This is a genomic window from Cellulomonas sp. URHD0024, assembly GCF_000426185.1.
Lineage (GTDB): Bacteria > Actinomycetota > Actinomycetes > Actinomycetales > Cellulomonadaceae > Cellulomonas.
The window spans coordinates 226,183-247,994 of sequence record NZ_AUEW01000001.1 but is presented as its reverse complement, the minus strand read 5'-3'; the positions used below and the strand labels follow the sequence as shown (position 1 = coordinate 247,994).

Below are 21,812 nucleotides of genomic sequence, written 5' to 3'. Positions count from 1 at the left end.
GGTGAACACAGACATCCGGGCCCGACCAGCACCTCGACGTGCCGGTCGGCCACCGCCAAGCCATGCTCACGCCATGGACGACGACGACCCGGCAACGGTGCCGATCGAGGAGTACGCCGTGCTCGGCGACGGCATGACCGCCGCGCTGGTGAGCCGGCGCGGCTCGATCGACTGGATGTGCCTGCCCGCCTACGACTCGGCCGCGTGCTTCGCGCGGCTGCTGGGCTCCCCGGAGAACGGACGTTGGCTGCTGACGGTCCGCGACGCGACGTCCGTGACCCGGCGCTATCTCGACGACTCGTTCGTCCTCGAGACCACCTACGTGACGCCGACAGGGACGGCAGTCGCGCTGGAGGCGATGCCGCTCAAGGACGGACGCGCCGACATCGTGCGGCGTCTCGAGTGCACCGACGGTCAGGTGGAGGTCGAGCACGAGTGGATCGTGCGCTTCGGGTACGGCGCGATCGAGCCGTGGGTGCACCACGTGACGGACGACGACGGTGCCGACACGATCCGGGCGATCGCCGGCCCGGACTCGTTGCTGCTCCGCGGCGACCGCCTCCCGAAGGCGCACGACCGGCGACACGCAGACCGGTTCACGTTGCCTGCGGGCGAGTCGGTCGAGCTGGCCCTGACGTGGATCCGCTCGTGGGACCCGGTGCCACCGCGGCTGACCATCCCGGACCGGCTCGACCAGACCCGGATCGCCTGGGGTCTGTGGGCCCGCAGCTGCAGGTACCTGGGCTCCTACCGGGACGCGGTCGTCAGGTCGCTGCTCGTGCTCCGTCTGCTCACGGACCAGTCGACCGGCGGGATCGTCGCGGCACCCACCACGTCCCTGCCCGAGGACTTCGGGGGCTCCCGGAACTGGGACTACCGCTTCTGCTGGCTGCGCGACGCGGCCATGACCCTCGAGGCGCTCCTGGAGCACGGGTACGTCGAGGAGGCGACGGACTGGCGCGGCTGGCTGCTTCGTGCGGTCGCCGGCAATCCCGCCGACCTGCAGATCATGTACCGCGTCGACGGCGGGCGGGAGCTGCCGGAGCGCGAGCTCGATCATCTCGCGGGGTACGCGGGCAGCCGGCCGGTCCGGGTCGGGAACGCCGCCGTCGGGCAGGTGCAGAACGACGTCCTCGGCGAGGTCATGTGCGCGCTCGAACAGGCGCGGGAGGCCGGGATCGCCGAGACCGACGACTCCTGGTCGCTGCAACGGCACCTGGTCGACCACCTGCTCGGCCACTGGCGCGAGCCGGACCGCGGCATCTGGGAGGTCCGCGGCGATCCACGCCACTTCACGCACTCGAAGGTCATGGCCTGGGCGGCAGTGGACAGGGCCGTCCGCGCTGCGGAGCGGCACGGGCTCGACGGCCCGGTCGATCGCTGGTGCAGGGAGCGCGACGCGATTCACGCCGACGTCCTGGCGCACGGCTGGAACAGGTCACGCGAGACCTTCGTCCAGTCCTACGGCGCCGAGCACACCGACGCCGCGCTGCTGCAGATGGTCCAGGTCGGCTTCCTGCCGCCGGACGATCCCCGCATCCGCAGCACGATCCGCGCCATCCGCAGCGAGCTGGAGATCGCGCCAGGCCTCCTGCGTCGCTACCGGACCGAGCACACGGACGACGGCGTACCAGGCGACGAGCACGCGTTCCTGGCATGCTCGTTCTGGCTTGCCGACGCCCTGGCCCGGGTGGACGACGTCCAGGGCTCCACGGAGGTCCTCGACATCCTCATGGCCCTGGCCAACGACGTCGGTCTGCTCGCCGAGCAGTACGACCCTGCGGGCCGCCGCATGGCTGGGAACATGCCGCAGGCGTTGTCCCATCTGGCCCTCGTGCGCGCGGTGCACAGTCACGACCTGGCCCTGGACCGGAGGACCTCATGACCGTCCTGCACACGCTCGACGAGGTCGAGATCCGCGCGCTCGCGGTGGGCAGCATGGACAACAACGCCTACCTCCTGACCGACCGCCGGGAGGGCGCTCAGCTCCTCGTCGACGCAGCCGACGAGCCCGAACGCCTTCTGGAGCTGCTCCAGGAGGGCTCGGGTTCGGCCCGCCTGGACGCCGTCGTCACCACCCACCGACACCAGGACCACCACCGCGCGCTCGCGTCCGTCGTCGCTGTGACGGGCGCGCCGTCGATGACCGGAGCCGACGACGCCGACGCGATCCAGGAGACGACCGACATCCCGGTCTCGCGGCGACTGCATCACGACGACATCCTCACCGTCGGCGCCCTGACGTTCGACGTGGTCCAGCTGCGCGGCCACACGCCCGGCTCGGTAGCGCTCGCCTACCGCGAGCCGGCCGGACGTGTGCACCTCTTCACGGGCGACTCGCTGTTCCCGGGCGGACCGGGAGCGACCCGGACGCCGGAGCACTTCGGCTCACTGATGGCAGACCTCACGGAACGCGTCTTCGACCGGTTCGACGACGACACCGTGGTCTACCCCGGCCACGGCCGGAGCACGACTCTCGGCGCGGAGCGCCCGCACCTCGACGAATGGCGCGCTCGCGGCTGGTGAGCTACTGCGCGAGCACGAGGTCGCGGACCTGGCGGCGCAGGACCTTGCCGACCATCGACCGCGGCAGCTCGTCGAGCACCACGAGCCGGCGAGGCAGGGCGTACCGCGCGACGCGCTGCTCGCACCATGCGCGCACGGACTGCAGGTCGACGCCCGTCGCGCCGGGATCGAGCACGACCGCCGCCACGACCGTCTCCCCGAGGTCGCCACCCGGGATGCCGACCACCGCGACGTCCGCGACGCCGGGCATCAGCCGGAGCCCGTCCTCGACCTGTGACGGGTAGACCTTGAACCCGCCGCTGACGATCAGCTCCTTGAGCCGGTCGACGAGGACGACCCACCCGCTCTCGTCGATCGTCACCACGTCGCCGGTACGCAGCCACCCGTCGTCGAGCAGCTGCTCCGCGGTGTCGTCCGGCCGCTGCCAGTACCCGGCGAAGACCTGCGGACCGCGGATCAGGAGCTCTCCCCGCTCGCCCTGCGGCACGTCGCGCGAGGCGTCCGTGGGGTCGACCACGCGGATCTGCGTGCTCGGGAACGGCAGGCCGAGCGTGCCAGGACGCCGGTCGTCGGTCAGCGGGTTGCCGAGAGCAACGGGAGACGTCTCGGTCATCCCGTACCCCTCGATCACGAGTCCCCCGCTCGCGTCCTCCCACCGCTTCGCAGTCTGGGCAGGCAGTGCCATCGCACCGGAGATCGCGTAGCGGAAGGAGGCCAGCTCGCCGGGTCCTGCAGCGGCGGCGAGCCGGTCGAGCATCGGCGGGACCGCCGGGAGGAACGTGCCGGGCACCCGCTGCTGAGCCTCCAGCACGAGCGCCGGATCGAAGTTCGGGAACGCGACGAGCGTCGCGCCCACCCGGATCGCATAGCTGAGGCACAAGGTCAGCCCGAAGGCGTGGAAGAACGGGAGCAGCGCGTAGACCACCTCCGTGTCGGGCTCGGCGGCAGTCCAGGCCTGGCCCTGCACCGCGTTGGCGACGAGGTTGCGGTGGGTCAGCATCGCCCCCTTGGGCGTCCCCGTGGTCCCGCCCGTGTACTGCAGCAGCGCCAGGTCGTCCGATGCAGGGCCCGGGTGGGCGGTGTCGATCGGGTCCGCCTTGGCGACGAGCCGGTGCCACCGCGGAAACGCGGGAGGCAGCGGCCCGCGCATCGCGGCTCGGACCGTGCGCGCTCGCGCGACCGGCAGGCGAAGCTTCCACCGGCTCGACCTCGGCAGGTCGTGGGTGAGGTCGACCGCGATCACGGATCGCAGGCGGGTCGTGGTCAGCGACGAGAGCACCGCCGGAACGGTCTTCTCCCAGACCAGCGCGACGACCGCTCCGGAGTCGGCGAGCTGGTGCGCGAGCTCGCCGGCCGTGTACGTCGGGTTGTGCTCCACGACGACCGCACCCAGGCGCAGGACCGCGTAGAACGCGACGACGTGCGCCGTGCAGTTGGGAATGACCAGCGCGACCCGGTCACCGGGCTGGACACCCAGGTCGAGCAGGGCCTGTGCCCCGCGGGCGACCGCGTCCGCCAGGTCGCGATACGTCGTCTGACCAGCGAGGAAGTCGACGGCGATCCGCTCGGGGCACCGCGCCGCCGCGCGGTCCAACGCTGCACCGAGAGGCTCGTCGGGGATCGTGACCTCGCGCGGAGGTTGCCCGGTCGTCATGCGCACACCCTAACTTACGGTTCCGTAGGTTACTGCTCCGTAACCCAGCGGGTGACGGAGGCTCCGTCCGGCTCGACCTCGACGCCCACCCGGACGAACGAGGCCCGCTCCAGCACCCGCTCGCTCGCCGAGTTGCCCACCCTCGTCAGGGCGTGAACCTGCGGCGCGCCGTGGGCGAACGCCCAGCTCGTGAGCGCCAGCACCGCCGACGTCACGAGCCCTCGGCCACGCACCTCCGGAAGGAGCGCGTAGTACAGGTACGGACCGTCGACCCGCAGCGAGATCCCGATCGTGCCGACCGAGATCCCACCCGTCTCGATGATGAACCGGCCGCCGCGCCCGTCCCGCCGCAGCTCGATGTTCCGTGCGACCCGCGCCCGCGCTACGTCCTCGCTGGCGTCGGCCGGGTAGTAGGTCCATCTCGTCACGTCCGGTACCCGCGAGAGCGTGTAGTCGAGTCGCCAGTCCGCCGGTTCCACGGGGCGCAGACGACCGTCGGTCAGGTCGAGGACGTCGGGCATCTCCACGTCACGCCTCCGGCGCCCCGAGCACGGACGCGGCGATGGTCGCGTGTGCCGACTCGTCGTCGGAGGGGTGGAAGATGCCCGCAAGGACGTCGCGGTACAACCGACCGAGCTCGTTGCCGCTGAAGTACGAGCCGCCGCCCGACACCCGCAGGGCGTCGTCGACGACCACCCGCGCCGACTCCGTCGCGCGGACCTTGAGCCCGACCAGCTGCGCGAACCAGCGCGCACCGTGGTCCACCTGCTCGTCGACATCCCGCGCGAGCGCGAACACCTGGAGCTCGGCGCCGTCCTGGGCGAGGACGGCGTCGGCGATCCGCCATCGGATGTCGGGGTCCTGCGCGTACGCACGCCCGTCGTACTTCAGCGACGTCCGCCGCTGTGCCGCAGCCACGCCCAGCTCGATCGCCCTGCGGCCGATCCCCGTGTAGACCGCCGCGAGCAGGACCTCGAACACCGCGAACAGCGCGAAGATGAACGGGTCGGCGCTCGGGCCCGGCGGCAGCGAGCGATAGACACGATGGGCGGGCGCCAGTGCGCCGTCGAGGACGGTCGTCGCGGACTGCGTGGCTCGCATGCCGACGGTGTCCCAGTCGTCGAGGCTCTCGACGCCGCCGTCGCCCCGCGAGACCACGCCGTGCACGAGCCGCGGGTTCTGCGGGTCCGACTCGTCGAGTCCGAACGTCGCCAGTCGGGTCCAGACCGGCGACAGCGACGTGAAGATCTTCGTGCCGAAGTACCGGTAGCTCCCGTCGGCCTGGCGTTCCGCTCGGGTTCGCGAGCCGAACATCACCAGGTCGTTGCCGGCCTCCGAGTTCCCGAACGCGAAGATCTCCCCCGCGCCGGCCTCGGCCAGGACGAACTCGACGGAGTCGTCTCCACGGGCGACCAGGAGGGCCGCCAATCCTGTGACGACCAGGTGCATGTTCACCGCCAGGGCCGTCGCCGGAGCCGCGGCCGCGAGACGCACCTGGTCGCGGGCCACCTCTTCCAGCGACAGGCCCGCGCCGCCCAGCCGTTCGGGCACGAAGGCCGTCAGGTACCCCGCCGCGACGAGGTCCGCGAGGTCGTCGTGGGGAAACGTGTTGTCCCGGTCGTGCCCCGGGGCGCGTTCGTGGATCCGGTTCAGCAGGTCGTCGGTGAGCAGTGAGCGCAGCGTCCGAGGCATGCGAAACACTCTGCCACCCGCATCCGGCAGGATGTGGGCCATGCCTACCTATGCCGTCCGATACACCTACAACGAGCGCACCGACGTGCGCGACCGCGTGCGCCCGGCGCACCGTGAGTTCCTGGTGAGCCAGAGCACGCTGCTCGGTTCAGGGCCGTTCGTCGACGGCGCCGCCGGGGCCCTGCTCGTCTTCCGCACCGCCGACCGCGTCGAGCTCGATGCGATCCTCGCCGCCGACCCGTTCGCGATCGAGTCGCTCGTCGCCCAGACCGACGTCCGCGAGTGGGACGTCGTCCTGGGGCCCTGGAGCGCCTGAACCCGCCCGATCGTCTCGACGCACCTTCCACAGGCTCGCGATCGTGGTCACGCCCAGGATGAGCACGATCGCGACCAAGGACACCCACGTCGGGATGTCCGGCACCCACGGCACGGGCTCGCCGCCGTTGATGAACGGCAGCTCGTTCTCCGACAGCGCGTGGAGGATCAGCTTCACACCGATGAAGCCGAGCAGGACCGCCAGTCCGATGTTGAGGTAGATCAGCCGCTTGAGCAGGTCGCCGAGCAGGAAGTAGAGCTGGCGCAGCCCCATGAGGGCGAACAGGTTGGCCATGAGGACGAGATACGGCTCGCTCGTCAGCCCGAAGATCGCCGGGATCGAGTCGAACGCGAACAGCAGGTCCGTCGCCCCGAGCGCGACGAGCACGACGAGCATCGGGGTCATGAGCCGACGCCCGCCCTCGACGATCGTCAGCTTCACGCCGTGGTACTCGGTCGTCGAAGGGAACCAGCGCAGGACCAGCCGCAGGAGCAGCGGGGGCCTGAACTCGTCGTCGTCGGCCTCCCCCTCGCGACCCACCTTGACGGCGGTCCAGACGAGGAAGCCGCCGAACAGGTAGAACACCCAGCTGAACGCGCTGATCGCCGCAGCGCCCGCCCAGATGAAGAGGCCGCGGAGCACGAGCGCCAGGATGATGCCGACCAGCAGTGCGGTCTGCTGGTACGGCCGGGGGACGGCGAACTTCGTCATGATCAGCAGGAACACGAACAGGTTGTCCACCGACAGCGAGTACTCCGTGATCCACCCGGCGTAGAACTGCCCGGCGAAGTCCGCTCCCCACGCCGCCCAGACACCGAGCCCGAAGAGCACGGCGAGACCGACGTAGAAGCCCAGGTACCGCAGGCACTCCACGGTCGTGGGGATGTGCGGCCGCCGCGCGACCACCGCTACGTCGACGACGAGCAACGAGCCGGCGAGGCCGAGCGAGACCGCCCAGATCAGGGGTGTGACATCCACGTCCCGGCCGTCAGCTCTCGCTCGACGGCACGGCGGGGACGTCGTTGCGGGTCTTGATCAGGCTCGCGATCGTCGCCACCGCGAGCGTTCCCACGATGAAGGCCAGCGAGAACGCCGTCGAGATCTCGGGCGCCCAGCTCACCGGCTCACCACCGTTGATGAAGGGCACCTCGTTGACGTGCAGGGCGTGCAGCACGAGCTTGACCCCGATGAACCCGAGGATCACGGCCAGGCCCTGCGACAGGTACACGAGCCGCTCGAGGAGGCCGCCGATGAGGAAGTACAGCTGACGCAGGCCGAGCAGGGCGAACGCGTTCGCCGTGAAGACGATGAACGCCTCGTTGGTCAGCCCGTAGATGGCCGGGATGGAGTCGAGGGCGAACAAGAGGTCCGTCGACCCGATGGCGACCATGACCACCAGCATCGGCGTGAACAGACGCTTGCCGTCGATCCGCACGCTCAGTCGGTCGCCGTGGTACTCCTCCGTCGTGGGCAGCACACGCTTGAGCATCCGCACCGCGAACCCGTCCGGTCGATCCGTCGGGTCGTGCTCCTTGTCGTGCTTCTCGCCGGCGAGCTTGACGGCCGTGTACACCAGGAAGGCGCCGAAGAAGTAGAAGACCCAGGAGAACTGCTCGATCGCCGCGGCACCGAGAAGGATGAAGATGGTGCGCAGGACGAGCGCGATGACGACGCCGACCAGCAGCACCTTCTGCTGGTAGATCCGCGGCACGGCGAACTTCGTCATGATGATGAGGAAGACGAAGAGGTTGTCGACGGACAGGCTCTTCTCCGTGACGTAGCCGGCGAAGTACTGGGTGCCGAAGTCCCAGCCCCAGACGATCCCGACAACGACCCCGAAGAGCAGGGCGATCGCGACGTAGAAGATCGACCACTTCAGCGACTCGGAGAACGTGGGCTCGTGCGGTGTGCGCACGTGCGCGTAGAAGTCGAAGACGATCATCCCGACGATCAACAGGGACGTCCCTGCCCAGACCCACCCTGATACGTCCATGGACTCACCTCCGGTACGACGACCTCGTGACCGAAGGTCTCCCCCGCCCGCACGTCGCATCTGTTGCGGACCGATCGCGCCGGGACCCGTGCGAACAGGTCCGTGATGACGACGCGGTCGTGACTGGGGTACTCCCCTTCAACGTGCGGCAAGCATAGGACGCCGACCCGCGGTCCGCCCGCGCCGGAGCGACGGCCCTACCCGGCACCTCAGGCGGTGGCCGCCTGCATCTGGCGCAGCTCCTTCTTCATTCCGGAGATCTCGTCCCGCAGACGGGCCGCCAGCTCGAACTGCAGCTCCGCCGCCGCGGCGTGCATCTGGTCGGACAGCTGCTGGATCAGGTCTGCGAGCTCGCCGGCCGCCGCGCCCGTGAGGCGCGTCCGCTCGTCCCGTGGCGCACCCCTCGAACCGAAGCCCGGCACCGGCGCCTTGCCACGGCTGGTCTGGCGCCCACCGCCTCCCAGCAGCTCGGCCGTATCGGCGTCCTCGCGCGCCAGGAGGTCCGTGATGTCGCCGATCTTCTTGCGCAGCGGCGTCGGGTCGATGCCGTTCTCCAGGTTGTACGCGACCTGCCTCTCGCGACGGCGCGTCGTCTCCTCGATGGCCTGCGCCATTCCGTCCGTGATCCGGTCGGCGTACATGTGGACCTCGCCCGACACGTTGCGGGCGGCACGCCCGATCGTCTGGATGAGCGACCGACCCGAGCGCAGGAACCCCTCCTTGTCGGCGTCCAGGATCGCGACGAGTGACACCTCAGGCAGATCCAGGCCCTCACGCAGGAGGTTGATGCCGACCAGCACGTCGTACTCGCCCAGTCGAAGCTCGCGCAGCAGCTCGACGCGCCTCAGCGTGTCCACCTCGGAGTGCAGGTAGCGGACCCGGACGCCCTTCTCCAGGAAGTAGTCCGTCAGGTCCTCGGCCATCTTCTTGGTGAGCGTGGTGACCAGCACGCGCTCGTCCTTCTCGACCCGGTCGTGGATCTCCCCCAGCAGGTCGTCGATCTGCCCGGCCGTGGGCTTCACGACCACCTGCGGGTCGACGAGCCCGGTCGGCCGGATGATCTGCTCGACGAAGCCGTCCGAGATGGACATCTCGTAGTTGCCGGGCGTGGCCGACAGGTAGACGGTCTGCCCGATCCGCTCGACGAACTCCTCCCAGCGCAGCGGCCGGTTGTCCGTGGCGCTCGGCAGTCGGAAGCCGTGGTCGACCAGGGCCCGCTTGCGCGACATGTCCCCCTCGAACATGGCCCCGATCTGCGGCACGGTCACGTGCGACTCGTCGATGACCAGCAAGAAGTCCTCGGGGAAGTAGTCGAGCAGCGTGTTCGGGGCGGTGCCCGCGCTGCGACCGTCGATGTGTCGTGAGTAGTTCTCGATGCCGGAGCACGAGCCGATCTGGCGCATCATCTCGACGTCGTAGGTGGTGCGCATGCGCAGCCGCTGCGCCTCCAGCAGCTTGTTCTGCCGTTCCAGCTCCGCGAGACGGTCCTCCAGCTCCACCTCGATGCCCGCGATCGCACGCTCCATCCGTTCGGGACCGGCGACGTAGTGCGTGGCGGGGAAGATGTGGATCTGGCTCTCGGCGCGCACGACGTCCCCCGTCAGCGGGTGCAGGGTCGCGATCGCCTCGATCTCGTCGCCGAAGAACTCGATCCGGATGGCGAGCTCCTCGTACACCGGGATGATCTCGACCGTGTCACCCCGGACGCGGAAGGTCCCCCGCGTGAACGCCATGTCGTTCCGCGTGTACTGCATCGTCACGAACCGGCGCAGCAGCTGGTCGCGGTCCACCTGGTCGCCCACCGAGAGCGCCACCATCCGGTCCACGTACTCCTGCGGTGTGCCGAGACCGTAGATGCAGCTCACGGACGCCACGACGACCACGTCCCGCCGCGTGAGCAGCGAGCTTGTCGCGGAGTGCCGCAGTCGCTCCACCTCGTCGTTGATCGACGAGTCCTTCTCGATGTAGGTGTCCGTCTGCGCGATGTACGCCTCGGGCTGGTAGTAGTCGTAGTACGAGACGAAGTACTCGACGGCGTTGTTGGGCAGCAGCTCCCGGAACTCCGTGGCCAGCTGGGCGGCGAGAGTCTTGTTGGGTGCCATGACGAGCGTCGGCCGCTGCAGCTTCTCGATGAGCCAGGCAGTCGTGGCCGACTTGCCGGTTCCAGTGGCACCGAGCAGGACGACGTCCTTCTCGCCGGCGTTGATGCGCGCAGCGAGCTCCTGGATGGCCTTCGGCTGGTCTCCGGACGGCGTGTACTCGGAGATGACCTCGAAGGGCGCGACGGTCCGCTGCAGATCGGTGACGGGACGCATACGACAACCGTACGATCCCCCACCGACACCCGCGGTTCCGGACCGTCCCCCTCCGGCGCGTCAGGTGTGGGCGCCGGACACGACCCGTTCGTCGGTCGCGACGGTCGACGCGGCGTCGAGGATCGCTCGCAGGGCGGTCGCCGCCTGGTCCGTCGAGAGTCCGGTGCGCGGCACGTGCACGAACCCGCCGCGCACGTCGGGGCGGGACGCGAGCAGATGCTGCAGCGCGTAGAAGGTCGCGTTGCAGACGTATGTGCCGGCCGAGTACGAGACCTCCACCGGTATCTGTGCGTCGCGGACGGCCGCGACGCACGCCCTGACCGGCAGGGTCGAGAAGAACGCGGCGGGGGCCCCGGCGATCACCGCGACGTCGACGGGCGCGGAACCGTCGTTGTCCGGCATGCGTGCGTCGATCAGGTTCACGGCGACCCGCTCGACGCCGACCGCCGACCGGTCGGACGCCTCACCGACGCCGATCACGAGCGACGGAGACAGCTCCGCGACGGCCGACCTGAGCACCTGTCGAGCGCCACGGAACGACACCGGCAGCTCGCGGACCGCCAGGTCGTCGCCGGTCCATCGAGCGGCGACCTCCTGCACGGCGAGCCAGGACGCGTTCACGGCCTGCCCGTCGAACGGCTCGAACCCGGTCAGCAGGATCACGGTGTCTCCGCGGCGAGCTCGTCGGCACGCTCGACCGTGAGCCGCTCCCAGAGCGCATCCACCTGCAGGCGCAGGTCGTCGTCGCTCCCCGTGCCGTCCAGCACCACGTCGGCGACCGCGAGCCGTTCGGCGTCCGTCGCCTGCGCGCCGACCCGCGCCTCGGCCGCCTGACGATCCATCCCACGGAGCCGCACGAGCCGCTCGACCCGCAGCAGTGCCGGGGCGTCGACGACGACGAGCACATGGAACTCGTCCGCCTGTCCGGTCTCCACGAGCAGTGGGATGTCGTGGACGACGACGGCGCCGTGGTCGGTCGCGGCGGCGACGGCCTCGCGCTCGGCCGACAGACGCCGGACGATCGGGTGCACGATGGCATCCAGACGTGCACGCGCGGCGGGATCAGTGAAGACGATCGCCGCCAGGGCGCCGCGGTCGAGGGTGTCGTCGGCGGCGAGCACGCCAGGGCCGAACTCCTCGACCACCGCGTCCAGCCCCGCCGTCCCGGGCGCCACGGCTTCTCGCGCGAGGGCGTCGGAGTCGATCACCACCGCCCCGAGCTGCGCCAGTCGTCGTGCCGCGACGGACTTGCCGGCCGCGATCCCGCCCGTGAGTCCGATGCGTTGCATCCGACCATCTTGCCGCCTCGCGCTGTCGGCGCGCGTCGCGGCCGGAAGCCGACGTCGGAAGAGCCGCGCTCGGGACGCCTGGAAAGCAGACGGGCCGGCCACCCGAAGGTGACCGGCCCGTCTGCTGTGCTCAGCTGTCCGTGGTGACCAGCCGAGCGGTGATCAGTTGCCCGTGAGCTTCTCGCGCAGAGCGGCGAGCGCCTCGTCGGACGCGAGGGTGCCCGCGGCCTCCTCGGTGCTCGACGAGTACGAGGACGGGACGGGCCCGGCGGACGACGACGAGGACGAGGACGACGTGGCCGTCGCCCCACCCTCGGCGGCCGTCAGAGCAGCCTCCGCGTCGGCCTTCGCGGCGTCGGAGACCTGCTTGCGGTGCGCCTCCCAGCGCTCGTGGGCCTGCGCGTACTGCGCCTCCCACACCTCGCGCTGCGCCTCGAAGCCCTCGAGCCACTCGTTCGTGGCCGGGTCGAAGCCCTCGGGGTACTTGTAGTTGCCGGCCTCGTCGTACTCCGCCGCCATGCCGTACAGCGCGGGGTCGAAGTCGTCGCTCGTCGGGTCGAAGCCCTCGTTCGCCTGCTTCAGCGAGAGCGAGATGCGGCGACGCTCGAGGTCGATGTCGATGACCTTGACGAAGACGTCGTCGCCGACCTGCACGACCTGCTCCGGGATCTCGACGTGGCGCACGGCCAGCTCCGAGATGTGCACGAGGCCCTCGATGCCGTCCTCGACGCGCACGAACGCACCGAACGGAACCAGCTTCGTGACCTTGCCCGGGACGACCTGGCCGATGGCGTGCGTACGGGCGAAGGCCTGCCACGGGTCCTCCTGCGTCGCCTTCAGCGACAGGGAGACACGCTCGCGGTCGAAGTCGACGTCGAGGACCTCGACGGTGACCTCCTGGCCGACCTCGACGACCTCGGACGGGTGGTCGATGTGCTTCCAGGACAGCTCGGAGACGTGCACGAGGCCGTCCACGCCGCCCAGGTCCACGAACGCGCCGAAGTTGACGATCGAGGACACGACGCCGGGGCGGACCTGACCCTTCTGCAGCGTCTGCAGGAAGGTGGAGCGGACCTCGGACTGCGTCTGCTCGAGCCAGGCACGGCGCGACAGGACCACGTTGTTGCGGTTCTTGTCGAGCTCGATGATCTTGGCCTCGATCTCCTTGCCGACGTACGGCTGGAGGTCGCGGACGCGACGCATCTCCACCAGCGACGCGGGCAGGAAGCCGCGCAGACCGATGTCGAGGATGAGGCCGCCCTTGACGACCTCGATGACGGTGCCGGTGACGACGCCGTCCTCTTCCTTGATCTTCTCGATCGTGCCCCAGGCGCGCTCGTACTGTGCGCGCTTCTTGGACAGGATCAGCCGGCCTTCCTTGTCCTCCTTCTGGAGGACGAGGGCCTCGACTGCGTCGCCGACCTTGACAACGTCTCCGGGGTCCACGTCGTGCTTGATGGACAGCTCACGGGACGGGATGACGCCCTCGGTCTTGTAACCGATGTCGAGAAGGACCTCGTCGCGGTCGACCTTGACGATGGTGCCCTCGACGATGTCGCCATCGTTGAAGTACTTGATGGTGGCGTCGATCGCGGCGAGGAAGTCCTCGGCCGAGCCGATGTCGTTGATCGCGACCTGCGGCGTGGCGGGCTTCGCGGGGGTGGTGATGCTCATGTAGGGATGGGCTCCGATGCGGACAGGGAAGTTGTTCGGACACGAATGTTGTGCCGGCGGCACGGTGGACTGCGAGTGGTGACCACGCTGGTGGGGAGCTTCCCCGGACCTGCCGCGACATGCGAGACCGATCCACGTGCGAGACGCACGTTCGCGATGCGCCGACGCAACAAGGCGCGCGGCACCGCCGTCTACCCTATCCGGGTGACGCAGGGCTGGTCAAAGCGCGCGCGGGACGTCAGCCCAGCGCGCGGGCGACGGCCAACAGCTCCTCCGGGACGTACTTGACCTTCCCCGCCACCTCGTCGAGCGAGATCATCTGCACGCTCTCGCCCCGCAGAGCAGTCATGACGTTCGACATGCCCTGGCTCGCCGCGTCGATCGCCGCGACGCCGAAGCGTGACCCGAGGATCCGGTCGACGTGGGACGGGATGCCACCGCGCTGCACGTGACCGAGCACCACGGTGCGGGTGTCGAACCCGGTGCGCTTCTCGATCTCGATCTTGAGGCGCTCGCCGATGGCTCCGGCGACGATGTCCCCGAACTTGCCGTGCTGCGTCTCGTAGTGCATCGACGTGCCCTCGGCGGGGACGGCACCCTCAGCGACCACGATGATCGAGAAGCTCGCGTGCGCACGGTGCCGGTGCTTGAGGAACTTCTCGATCTTGTCGATGTCGAACGGCGCCTCGGGGGCCAGGACGATCTCGGCACCCCCGGCGATGCCCGACGTCGCGGCGATCCAGCCGGCGCTGCGACCCATGACCTCGACGATCATGACGCGGTTGTGGCTCTCGGCGGTGGTGTGGATGCGATCGATCGCCTCGGTCGCGATGCCCACCGCCGTGTCGAAGCCGATCGACTGGTCCGTGCCCCAGACGTCGTTGTCGATCGTCTTCGGGATCGCGATGATGCGCACGCCGGCCTCGGCCACCTTGGAGGCCGCGTGCAGCGTCCCGTCGCCACCGATGCAGATCAGCACCTCGATGCGCTCGGACTCCAGCGTCGACAGGACCGCGTCGAGGCCTCCGTCGTCGTCGTGGGGGTGGTACCGCGCCGTGCCGAGCAGGGTGCCGCCGACGGCCAGCTGGTTGCGGATGTGCTGCCGGGTGAGAGGCAGGCTGTATCCGTCGACCACACCCCGCCACCCGTTGCGGAACCCGATGATCGAGTGCCCGTACTCCCCCTCGCCCCGCTTGACGACGGCCCGGATCGCGGCATTCAGGCCGGGGACGTCGCCGCCGCCCGTGAGAAGTCCCACTCGCACGCTGCACTCCTTGGACGATCGGTTGACGGGGCTCGGCGCGCGTCGTCGGGCTGCCGTGGGGACACCATAGCCACCTCGTGCGTCACGCAGATGTCGCACGACCAGAACAACCGCGACACTAGGCCCATGACCGACGACCCCCTCGCCGAGGCCGGCTATCTCGACATTCCGCCGTCGTCGGGTGGCGCCGCCGGGCGGGGGTGGTGGGACGCCAACGCGGCCGACTACCTGGCCGAGCACGGTGCGTTCCTGGGGCCGGCCGACTTCTGCTGGTGCCCCGAGGGCCTGCGCGAGTCGGAGGCGGGACTTCTGGGCGCCCTCGAGGGCCGACGAGTGCTCGAGGTCGGTGCGGGCGCCGCCCAGTGTTCGCGCTGGCTCGTCGAGCGGGGTGTCTCCGTCGTCGCGACCGACATCTCCGCCGGGATGCTCGAGGCCGGCTCGCGGTACGACGGGGTGACCGGCTTCACCACACCGCTCGTCCAGGCGGACGCCCGAGCCCTGCCGTTCGCGGAGGCGTCGTTCGACGTCGCGTTCACGGCGTTCGGCGCGCTGCCCTTCGTGCCTGACGCCGACCGCGTGCACGCATCGGTCGCGCGTGTCCTGCGCCCCGGCGGTCGGTGGGTGTTCGCCGTGACGCACCCGATCCGTTGGGCGTTCCCGGACGACCCGGGCGAGGCGGGCCTGACGGCGACGCGCTCGTACTTCGACCGGACTCCGTACGCGGAGATCGGCGAGTCGGGGTCGGTGCTCTACGCGGAGTACCACCGGACGCTCGGCGACCACGTCGCGGAGCTCCGAGCGGCCGGCTTCGTGCTCGACCGGCTCGTCGAGCCCGAGTGGCCCGCCGGGCACGACAGGACCTGGGGCGGCTGGGGACCGGTGCGCGGCGCGCAGCTTCCCGGGACCGCGATCTTCGTGACGCACCTGGGGCGGTGACGACGGCGCCACCGCCCCGGGGCGTCAGTGCACGACGGCCTTCTCGGAGCCGGCTCCGGTCAGCGACCGGACCTCCATCTCGGCGTACTTCGCCGAGTCGGCCCTCACCTTCCCGACGTAGGTCCCGAAGATCCCGAGCAGGAAGCCGAGCGGGATGGAGATCAGTCCTGGGTTCTCGAGCGGGATCAGGTGGAAGTCGACAGCCGTGTTCTTGATCATCGACAGGCTGTCGCCCGTCACCGGGTCCACCTTCCCGGACACCACGGGCGAGAACGTGATGAGCACGAGGCAGGAGATCAGCCCGCCGTAGATGCTCCACAACGCTCCCGAGGTGTTGAAGCGCCTCCAGAACAGCGAGTACAGGATCGTGGGGAGGTTTGCGCTCGCGGCGACCGCGAACGCCAGTGCCACGAGGAACGCGACGTTCTGACCGTTGGCGAAGATGCCGCCGATGATCGCCAGGATCCCGATGATCACCACCGTGATGCGCGCGACCCGTACCTCGCCGTCCGGCTTGACCTCGCCGTGCTTGATCACGGACGCGTAGATGTCGTGCGCGAAGGACGCCGCTGCCGTGATCGTCAGTCCCGCCACCACGGCGAGGATCGTCGCGAACGCGATCGCCGAGATCAGCCCCAGCAGGATCGTTCCGCCGAGCTCGTACGCCAGCAGCGGTGCCGCGGAGTTGACGCCGCCCGGTGCCGCCTTGATGGCCTCCGGTCCGACGAGGGCCGCCGCCCCGTAGCCGAGCACCAGCGTCAACAGGTAGAAGATGCCGATCAGCCAGATGGCCCAGACGACCGAACGCCGCGCCTCCTTGGCCGTGGGGACGGTGTAGAAGCGCATGAGCACGTGCGGAAGGCCCGCGGTGCCGAGCACGAGCGCGAGGGCCAGCGAGAGGAAGTTCAGCTGGCTCATGGACGTCGCGCCGTACTGCTTGCCAGGTTGGATCAGCGACTCGCCGCCCTCGCCGGCGGTGTCGATCGCCCCCTGGAGCAGGTCGGACAGGTTGAACCCGTACTTCGAGAGGACCCAGACGGCCATCACTGCGGCTCCGATGACCAGGAGCACCGCCTTGATGATCTGCACCCAGGTGGTGCCTTTCATGCCGCCGATGAGGACGTAGAGGATCATCAGCGCGCCCACGACGGCGATCACCGCACCCTGGGCGGCCGTGCCCTCGACGCCCAGCAGCAGCGCCACGAGGCCACCGGCGCCCGCCATCTGGGCAAGCAGGTAGAAGAACACGACCGTCAGGGTGGCGAGCGCCGCCGCCATGCGCACCGGTCGCTGCCTGAGCCGGAACGACAGGACGTCGGCCATCGTGAACCGTCCCGTGTTGCGCAGGAGCTCGGCCACGAGGAGCAGGGCGACGAGCCACGCGACGAGGAAGCCGATCGAGTAGAGGAACCCGTCATACCCGTTGATGGCGATCGCACCGCAGATGCCGAGGAACGATGCGGCGGAGAGGTAGTCCCCGGCGATGGCCGTGCCGTTCTGAGGTCCGGTGAACGAACGCCCGGCCGCGTAGTAGTCGGCGGCCGTCTTGTTGTTGCGCGACGCCCGGAACACGATCACGAGCGTGATGGCCACGAAGCCGGCGAAGATCGCGAGGTTGACCGCCGGACTTCCGACGTCCTCGGTCGTCGCGGCGTGCAGCAGGGAACGCAGCGAGTCGCTCATGCGCCCTCACCGTCGAGCGACGCACCTTCCTCGATGTGGCGACGCAGCCGTTCGGCGACCGGGTCCTGCCGCGTGTTGGCCCAGTGTGCGTAGATCATCGTGATCGCGAACGTGCTCACGAACTGGCCGAGCCCGAGCAGCAGGCCGACCGTGATGTTGCCCCAGACCTTCTGGGACATGAAGTCGTGCGCGTAGTCCGCCAGCAGCACGTACAGGAAGTACCAGGCAAGGAACAAGGCGGTCATGGGGAACACGAAGCGACGGAACCGCCGTTTGAGCGCCTGGAACTCCGCGCTGTTCTGTACTCGTTCGTAGTCGGTCTCTGCCTGTCCGAGCATGTCGGTCACGAGTGGCTCCCCGAAAGGCCCCGCGGCTCCGTCGCCGCTGCGTGACGGCAGCTCCTTTGCCGTCGGTGGGCCACACTTTTGCGCACATCACCTCACCCCGCACGGCGGGAGCGAACAGAAGCACGCGCGTCACGCTCGGCGCGGTTCAGTGCCCGGCTTCGTGCCAGGAGCCTCCGACTCCCACCGTCACATCGAGCGGCACGTCCAGCGGTCCGTCGGTCGCTCCGTCGCCGGCCGCAGCCATCTGCTCCCGGACCAGCGCCTCTACCTCGTCACGCTCCCCCGGGGCGACCTCGAGCACGAGCTCGTCGTGCACCTGGAGCACCATGCGCGACGACAGTCCGCGTCGGGTGATCTCCCGGTCCACGCCGAGCATCGCCACCTTGATCAGGTCGGCAGCGCTGCCCTGGATCGGTGCGTTCAAGGCCATCCGCTCGGCCATGTCGCGACGCTGCCGGTTGTCGCTGGTCAGGTCCGGCAGGTAGCGGCGGCGGCCCAGGATCGTGGCCGTGTAGCCGGTCGTCCGCGCGACCTTGACCACGCCCTCCAGGTAGTCGCGGACGCCACCGAACCGCTCGAAGTAGTCGCGCATGAGCGACGAGGCCTCGGAGACCTCGATGGAGAGCTGCTGAGACAAGCCGTACGCCGACAGCCCGTACGCCAGGCCGTAGCTCATCGCCTTGATCTTGGAACGCATCGCGGGAGTGACCTCGCTGGTGGGCACGCCGAACACGTGCGCGCCGACGAAACAGTGCAGGTCCTCGCCGGACCGGAACGCCTCGATCAGGCCTTCGTCGCCCGACAGGTGCGCCATGATCCGCATCTCGATCTGCGAGTAGTCGGCGGTCAGCAGCGTCTCGTACCCGGAGCCGACGACGAAGGCGCGCCGGATCTGACGGCCGGCCTCCGTGCGGATCGGGATGTTCTGGAGGTTGGGGTCCGCCGACGACAGCCGACCGGTCGCAGCGATCGTCTGCTGGAACGTCGTATGGATCCGCCCGTCCGGCGCGATCGACCGCAGCAGCCCCTCGACGGTCTGGCGCAGGCGGATCGCGTCACGGTGGGCGAGCAGGTGCTCGAGGAACGGGTGCTGGGTGCGCGCGAACAGGTCCGTCAGGGCGTTGGCGTCGGTGGTGTAGCCCGTCTTGTTCTTCTTGGTCTTCGGCATGCCGAGCTGGTCGAACAGGACCTCCTGGAGCTGCTTGGGCGAGCCCAGGTTCACCTCGCGACCGATCACCGCGTACGCGTCGGCGGCCGCTTCCTGCACCTGCGCGTCGAACGACTTCTCCAGGCTGCTCAGGTAGGGCTGGTCGATCGCGATCCCCGTGCTCTCCATGCGCGCGAGCACATCGACGAGCGGCAGCTCGAGGTCGGCGAGCAGCCTCGTCGCGCCGCGGTCGGCGATCTCGCCGCCCAGCACGTCGTACAGGTCGCGAACGGCCGCAGCGCGCACTGCGGCCCGCCGACCCTCGTCGGTGCCGTCGATCTCGAGGTCGAGGAGCCCCTGCCCGCCGTCGTTGGCGTCGGTGGCCCCGAGCTCGCGGCGCAGGTACCCGATCGCGAGGTCCGCCAGGTCGTACGCGCGCCGGTCCGGCTGGCACAGGTAGGCGGCGAGCTCTGTGTCGAACACGATGCCGGCGACCGGGAGCCCGCGGCCCGCCAAGGCGTGCCAGGCGTCCTTCGACGCGTGCACGACCTTCGGCGCAGACGCGTCGACGAGCCAGGCCGCAAGCGCAACCTCGTCGACGGGGTCGATCTGCTGCAGGTCGAACGCGGCGGCGTCCCCATCCAGGTCCGCGAGGGCCACACCCCAGGCGTCCCCGCGCGCCGGCGCACCCGAACCGCGGATGTCGAGCCCGAGCGGCTGACCGGTCCGGGCGGACAGCCACGAGCCGAGCTCCCCGACGCCGAGCACGGTGAGGTTCAGGTCGGCAGCCGCGACAGCGGTCGCCGAGTTCTCGCCCTCGTCGGGAAGCATCGCGAACAGCCGGTCCCGGATCGCGCGGAACTCGAGCTCTTCGAGGATCGCGTGCAGCGCGTGCCGGTCCCACGGGCGGGCGGCGAGGTCCTCGGGACCCAACGGCAGCTCGACGTCGGTGAGCAGCTTGTTGATCCGGCGGTTCAGTGCCACCTGCTCGAGGTTGTCCCGCAAGGACTCGCCTGCCTTGCCCGGCACCTCGGCGGCGTTCGCCAGGATCCCCGGCAGCCCGTCGTACTGTCCGATCCACTTGGCCGCAGTCTTGGGCCCCACCCCGGGGATGCCGGGCAGGTTGTCGCTCGACTCCCCCACCAGGGCGGCAAGGTCGGGGTACCGCTCGGGCGGCACGCCGTACTTGGCCTCGACCGCCGCGGGCGTCATGCGCGCGAGCTCCGAGACACCCTTGACCGGGTACAGGACCGTGACGTCCTCGTTGACGAGCTGGAAGGCGTCCCGGTCACCCGAGCAGATGAGCACCTGCATGCCCTGCGCGCGTGCCTGGACCGACAACGTCGCGAGGATGTCGTCGGCCTCGAACTGCGGCTTGGACAGGTACGGGATGTGCATGGTGTCGAGCACGCGCTGGATCACGTCGACCTGGCCGCGGAACGGCGCCGGGGTCGCGTCGCGGTTGCCCTTGTACTCCTCGTAGACCTCGGTCCGGAACGTGGTCCGGCCGGCGTCGAACGCCACCGCCACGTGCGTCGGCGCCTCGTCCCGCAGCAGGTTCGCGATCATGGAGAAGAATCCGAAGACGGCATTGGTCGGCTCACCTGCCGACGTCGCGAACTTGTCCACCGGGAGCGCGAAGAACGCCCGGTACGCCATCGAGTGACCGTCGATGAGAAGGAGTCGGGCGGGGGTGACAGGGCTGACCGGCGGGTTCGCTGGCAATACGTCGCTCACGGGTGCCAACCTATCTGGCATGACCGACACCGACGCCCTCGCCTCCACCCCGTCCATCGCGGGCACACTGCTCGAGCGCATGGGCATCGAGGTGACCGAGGTGTCGGCCACCCGTGCGGTCGGCACGATGCCCGTCCAGGGCAACACGCAGCCGTACGGGCTCCTGCACGGCGGCGCCTCGGCGGCCCTCGCCGAGACGCTCGGCTCCTACGCGGCACAGGCGCACGCAGGGCCTGGACGCGCGGCGGTCGGCATCGAGATCAACGCGACGCACCACCGGTCGGCCCGCTCAGGCATCGTGACGGGGACCGCCACCGCGGTCCACCTCGGGGGCCGGCTGGCCACCTACCAGGTCGTGGTCGAGGACGACGGCGGCCGCTTGCTCTGCACCGCGCGGTTGACCTGCATGGTGATCGAGCTGCGCGACTGATCGGCGGCCTTCGCCGCGGGCGCAGGAGCTTCGTCGGCGACCTGCCGTGCACCGCGGACCTGGCGGCGACGGGCGATGAGGTCCTCGAGCCGGCGGGCCGTGCCCGGGACGTGATCCGTCGCCAGCCGGCGCTGCAGCACGGCGGTCGAGACGGCCCGGTGCGATGCGGCAGGTGCGAATCCGATCCTCGCGAGGAACCGCTGCATCCCACGAGCGCCCGGCAGCGGCGACGAGTAGAGCTCGGTGGCACCCGCCTCCTCCGCCATCGCCACCGCGGCGAGCAGCATGGCGCGCCCCAGACCCCGTCGACGGGCATCGGGCCGGACGTAGACGGCTTCGATGTCCATCGCGACGACGTCGGTGAACGGACCAGGTCCGACGATCCGCGCCAGCATCAGCCCGGCCGGTTCGCCGTCCAGCTGCGCGAGCAGGACACGACCGCCCGGCATGCCGAGCAGGGTGCCGAGCTGGTCGTGAAGGCGCGCACTGTCGTCCGTGCAGAGCTGCGATCCGACGCCCGCCTCCTGGCGCGCGGTCAGAACGAGCGCGACAAGGCTGTCGAGGTCGCCCGGTTGGGCTCCACGTACTTGCGCACCGATTCGCACGGCAGTCAGACCTCCGGACGGGACGAGGGGGATCCGGTCGGGGTGACGACATCCCTGCCCGCGATGGCGTCGTTGTCGATCATGGACCACTGCGGACAGCGGTGCCTAGTCCCAGGAGACGTGACGTGTCCCTCGGACGAGTGCATTTCTTGGACATGTGACCAGATCCGGTGTGCTATGGCGAGGGCACCGGTCGTTCAGGGC

18 protein-coding genes and 1 pseudogene are annotated in these 21,812 nt (G+C 69.8%); 5 read left to right on the top strand and 14 right to left on the bottom strand.

All coding sequences use genetic code 11. The annotated features are described in order from the left end of the window. The first annotated feature begins 73 nt into the window (after positions 1 to 73). Together I847_RS0101095 and I847_RS0101090 are read left to right on the top strand one after the other, a co-directional pair. Positions 74 to 1,885, top strand: a complete 1,812-nt coding sequence (locus I847_RS0101095; protein WP_028048206.1) for a glycoside hydrolase family 15 protein — start codon at positions 74 to 76, stop codon at positions 1,883 to 1,885. After that, complete coding sequence (locus I847_RS0101090) at positions 1,882 to 2,526, top strand: MBL fold metallo-hydrolase (protein WP_028048205.1); 645 nt, start codon at positions 1,882 to 1,884, stop codon at positions 2,524 to 2,526. Before I847_RS0101095 ends, I847_RS0101090 begins: the two co-directional genes overlap by 4 nt. A gap of 1 nt (position 2,527) precedes the next feature. On the opposite strand, the gene I847_RS0101085 is transcribed toward I847_RS0101090, so the two are convergent. The 3 genes from I847_RS0101085 to I847_RS0101075 are packed head-to-tail and all read right to left on the bottom strand — an operon-like array spanning position 2,528 to position 5,872. Beyond that, complete coding sequence (locus I847_RS0101085) at positions 2,528 to 4,180, bottom strand: AMP-binding protein (RefSeq protein ID WP_028048204.1); 1,653 nt, start codon at positions 4,178 to 4,180, stop codon at positions 2,528 to 2,530. Positions 4,181 to 4,209: 29 nt separating this feature from the next. Continuing rightward, complete coding sequence (locus tag I847_RS0101080; RefSeq protein ID WP_028048203.1) at positions 4,210 to 4,701, bottom strand: GNAT family N-acetyltransferase; 492 nt, start codon at positions 4,699 to 4,701, stop codon at positions 4,210 to 4,212. A gap of 7 nt (positions 4,702 to 4,708) precedes the next feature. After that, positions 4,709 to 5,872: an acyl-CoA dehydrogenase family protein gene (locus tag I847_RS0101075; RefSeq protein ID WP_028048202.1), complete on the bottom strand. Its 1,164-nt coding sequence runs from the start codon at positions 5,870 to 5,872 to the stop codon at positions 4,709 to 4,711. On the opposite strand from I847_RS0101075, the pseudogene I847_RS27290 reads away from it, so the two are divergent. Beyond that, positions 5,871 to 6,098, top strand: a pseudogene (locus I847_RS27290) (YciI family protein); the annotation flags it as partial. The gene I847_RS0101075 and the pseudogene I847_RS27290 overlap by 2 nt on opposite strands. Here the strand turns inward: I847_RS27290 and I847_RS21290 are convergent. From I847_RS21290 to I847_RS0101040, 7 genes are all read right to left on the bottom strand, one after another. Further along, positions 6,021 to 7,166, bottom strand: a complete 1,146-nt coding sequence (locus tag I847_RS21290) for a TerC/Alx family metal homeostasis membrane protein (RefSeq protein WP_081680320.1) — start codon at positions 7,164 to 7,166, stop codon at positions 6,021 to 6,023. The pseudogene I847_RS27290 and the gene I847_RS21290 overlap by 78 nt on opposite strands. A 10-nt stretch (positions 7,167 to 7,176) precedes the next feature. After that, complete coding sequence (locus I847_RS0101065) at positions 7,177 to 8,181, bottom strand: TerC family protein (RefSeq protein WP_028048201.1); 1,005 nt, start codon at positions 8,179 to 8,181, stop codon at positions 7,177 to 7,179. Positions 8,182 to 8,390: 209 nt separating this feature from the next. Beyond that, the gene (uvrB, locus tag I847_RS0101060) at positions 8,391 to 10,496 is read right to left on the bottom strand and encodes an excinuclease ABC subunit UvrB (protein ID WP_028048200.1); all 2,106 of its coding nucleotides are present in this window, start codon (positions 10,494 to 10,496) and stop codon (positions 8,391 to 8,393) included. A gap of 60 nt (positions 10,497 to 10,556) precedes the next feature. Then, positions 10,557 to 11,159, bottom strand: coding sequence for a peptidase C15 (locus I847_RS0101055; RefSeq protein WP_028048199.1), 603 nt, complete (start codon positions 11,157 to 11,159; stop codon positions 10,557 to 10,559). Continuing rightward, on the bottom strand, positions 11,156 to 11,785 hold the full coding sequence (gene coaE / locus I847_RS0101050) for a dephospho-CoA kinase (RefSeq protein ID WP_028048198.1): 630 nt from the start codon (positions 11,783 to 11,785) through the stop codon (positions 11,156 to 11,158). Before coaE ends, I847_RS0101055 begins: the two co-directional genes overlap by 4 nt. Positions 11,786 to 11,947: 162 nt before the next feature. Beyond that, the gene (gene rpsA / locus I847_RS0101045; RefSeq protein WP_028048197.1) at positions 11,948 to 13,459 is read right to left on the bottom strand and encodes a 30S ribosomal protein S1; all 1,512 of its coding nucleotides are present in this window, start codon (positions 13,457 to 13,459) and stop codon (positions 11,948 to 11,950) included. 238 nt (positions 13,460 to 13,697) lie between these two features. Beyond that, a complete protein-coding gene (locus I847_RS0101040) occupies positions 13,698 to 14,723 on the bottom strand; it encodes a 6-phosphofructokinase (RefSeq protein WP_028048196.1) in 1,026 nt (341 codons plus the stop codon). Positions 14,724 to 14,849: 126 nt separating this feature from the next. Between I847_RS0101040 and I847_RS0101035 the strand changes: the two genes are divergently transcribed. After that, a complete protein-coding gene (locus tag I847_RS0101035) occupies positions 14,850 to 15,659 on the top strand; it encodes a class I SAM-dependent methyltransferase (RefSeq protein WP_028048195.1) in 810 nt (269 codons plus the stop codon). A gap of 24 nt (positions 15,660 to 15,683) precedes the next feature. On the opposite strand, the gene I847_RS0101030 is transcribed toward I847_RS0101035, so the two are convergent. The 3 genes from I847_RS0101030 to polA form a co-directional block, all read right to left on the bottom strand. Next, the gene (locus tag I847_RS0101030) at positions 15,684 to 17,342 is read right to left on the bottom strand and encodes a cation acetate symporter (RefSeq protein ID WP_028048194.1); all 1,659 of its coding nucleotides are present in this window, start codon (positions 17,340 to 17,342) and stop codon (positions 15,684 to 15,686) included. After that, the gene (locus I847_RS0101025) at positions 17,339 to 17,680 is read right to left on the bottom strand and encodes a DUF485 domain-containing protein (RefSeq protein WP_034608946.1); all 342 of its coding nucleotides are present in this window, start codon (positions 17,678 to 17,680) and stop codon (positions 17,339 to 17,341) included. The genes I847_RS0101030 and I847_RS0101025 overlap by 4 nt, the downstream gene beginning before the upstream one ends. 154 nt (positions 17,681 to 17,834) lie before the next feature. Then, positions 17,835 to 20,594, bottom strand: coding sequence for a DNA polymerase I (gene polA / locus I847_RS0101020; RefSeq protein ID WP_028048192.1), 2,760 nt, complete (start codon positions 20,592 to 20,594; stop codon positions 17,835 to 17,837). Between polA and I847_RS0101015 the strand changes: the two genes are divergently transcribed. Next, positions 20,593 to 21,003: a PaaI family thioesterase gene (locus I847_RS0101015; protein ID WP_028048191.1), complete on the top strand. Its 411-nt coding sequence runs from the start codon at positions 20,593 to 20,595 to the stop codon at positions 21,001 to 21,003. The two genes, polA and I847_RS0101015, sit on opposite strands and share 2 nt — an antisense overlap. Here the strand turns inward: I847_RS0101015 and I847_RS0101010 are convergent. Further along, positions 20,919 to 21,608, bottom strand: coding sequence for a GNAT family N-acetyltransferase (locus tag I847_RS0101010; RefSeq protein ID WP_028048190.1), 690 nt, complete (start codon positions 21,606 to 21,608; stop codon positions 20,919 to 20,921). The two genes, I847_RS0101015 and I847_RS0101010, sit on opposite strands and share 85 nt — an antisense overlap. Between the last annotated feature and the right edge of the window lie 204 nt (positions 21,609 to 21,812).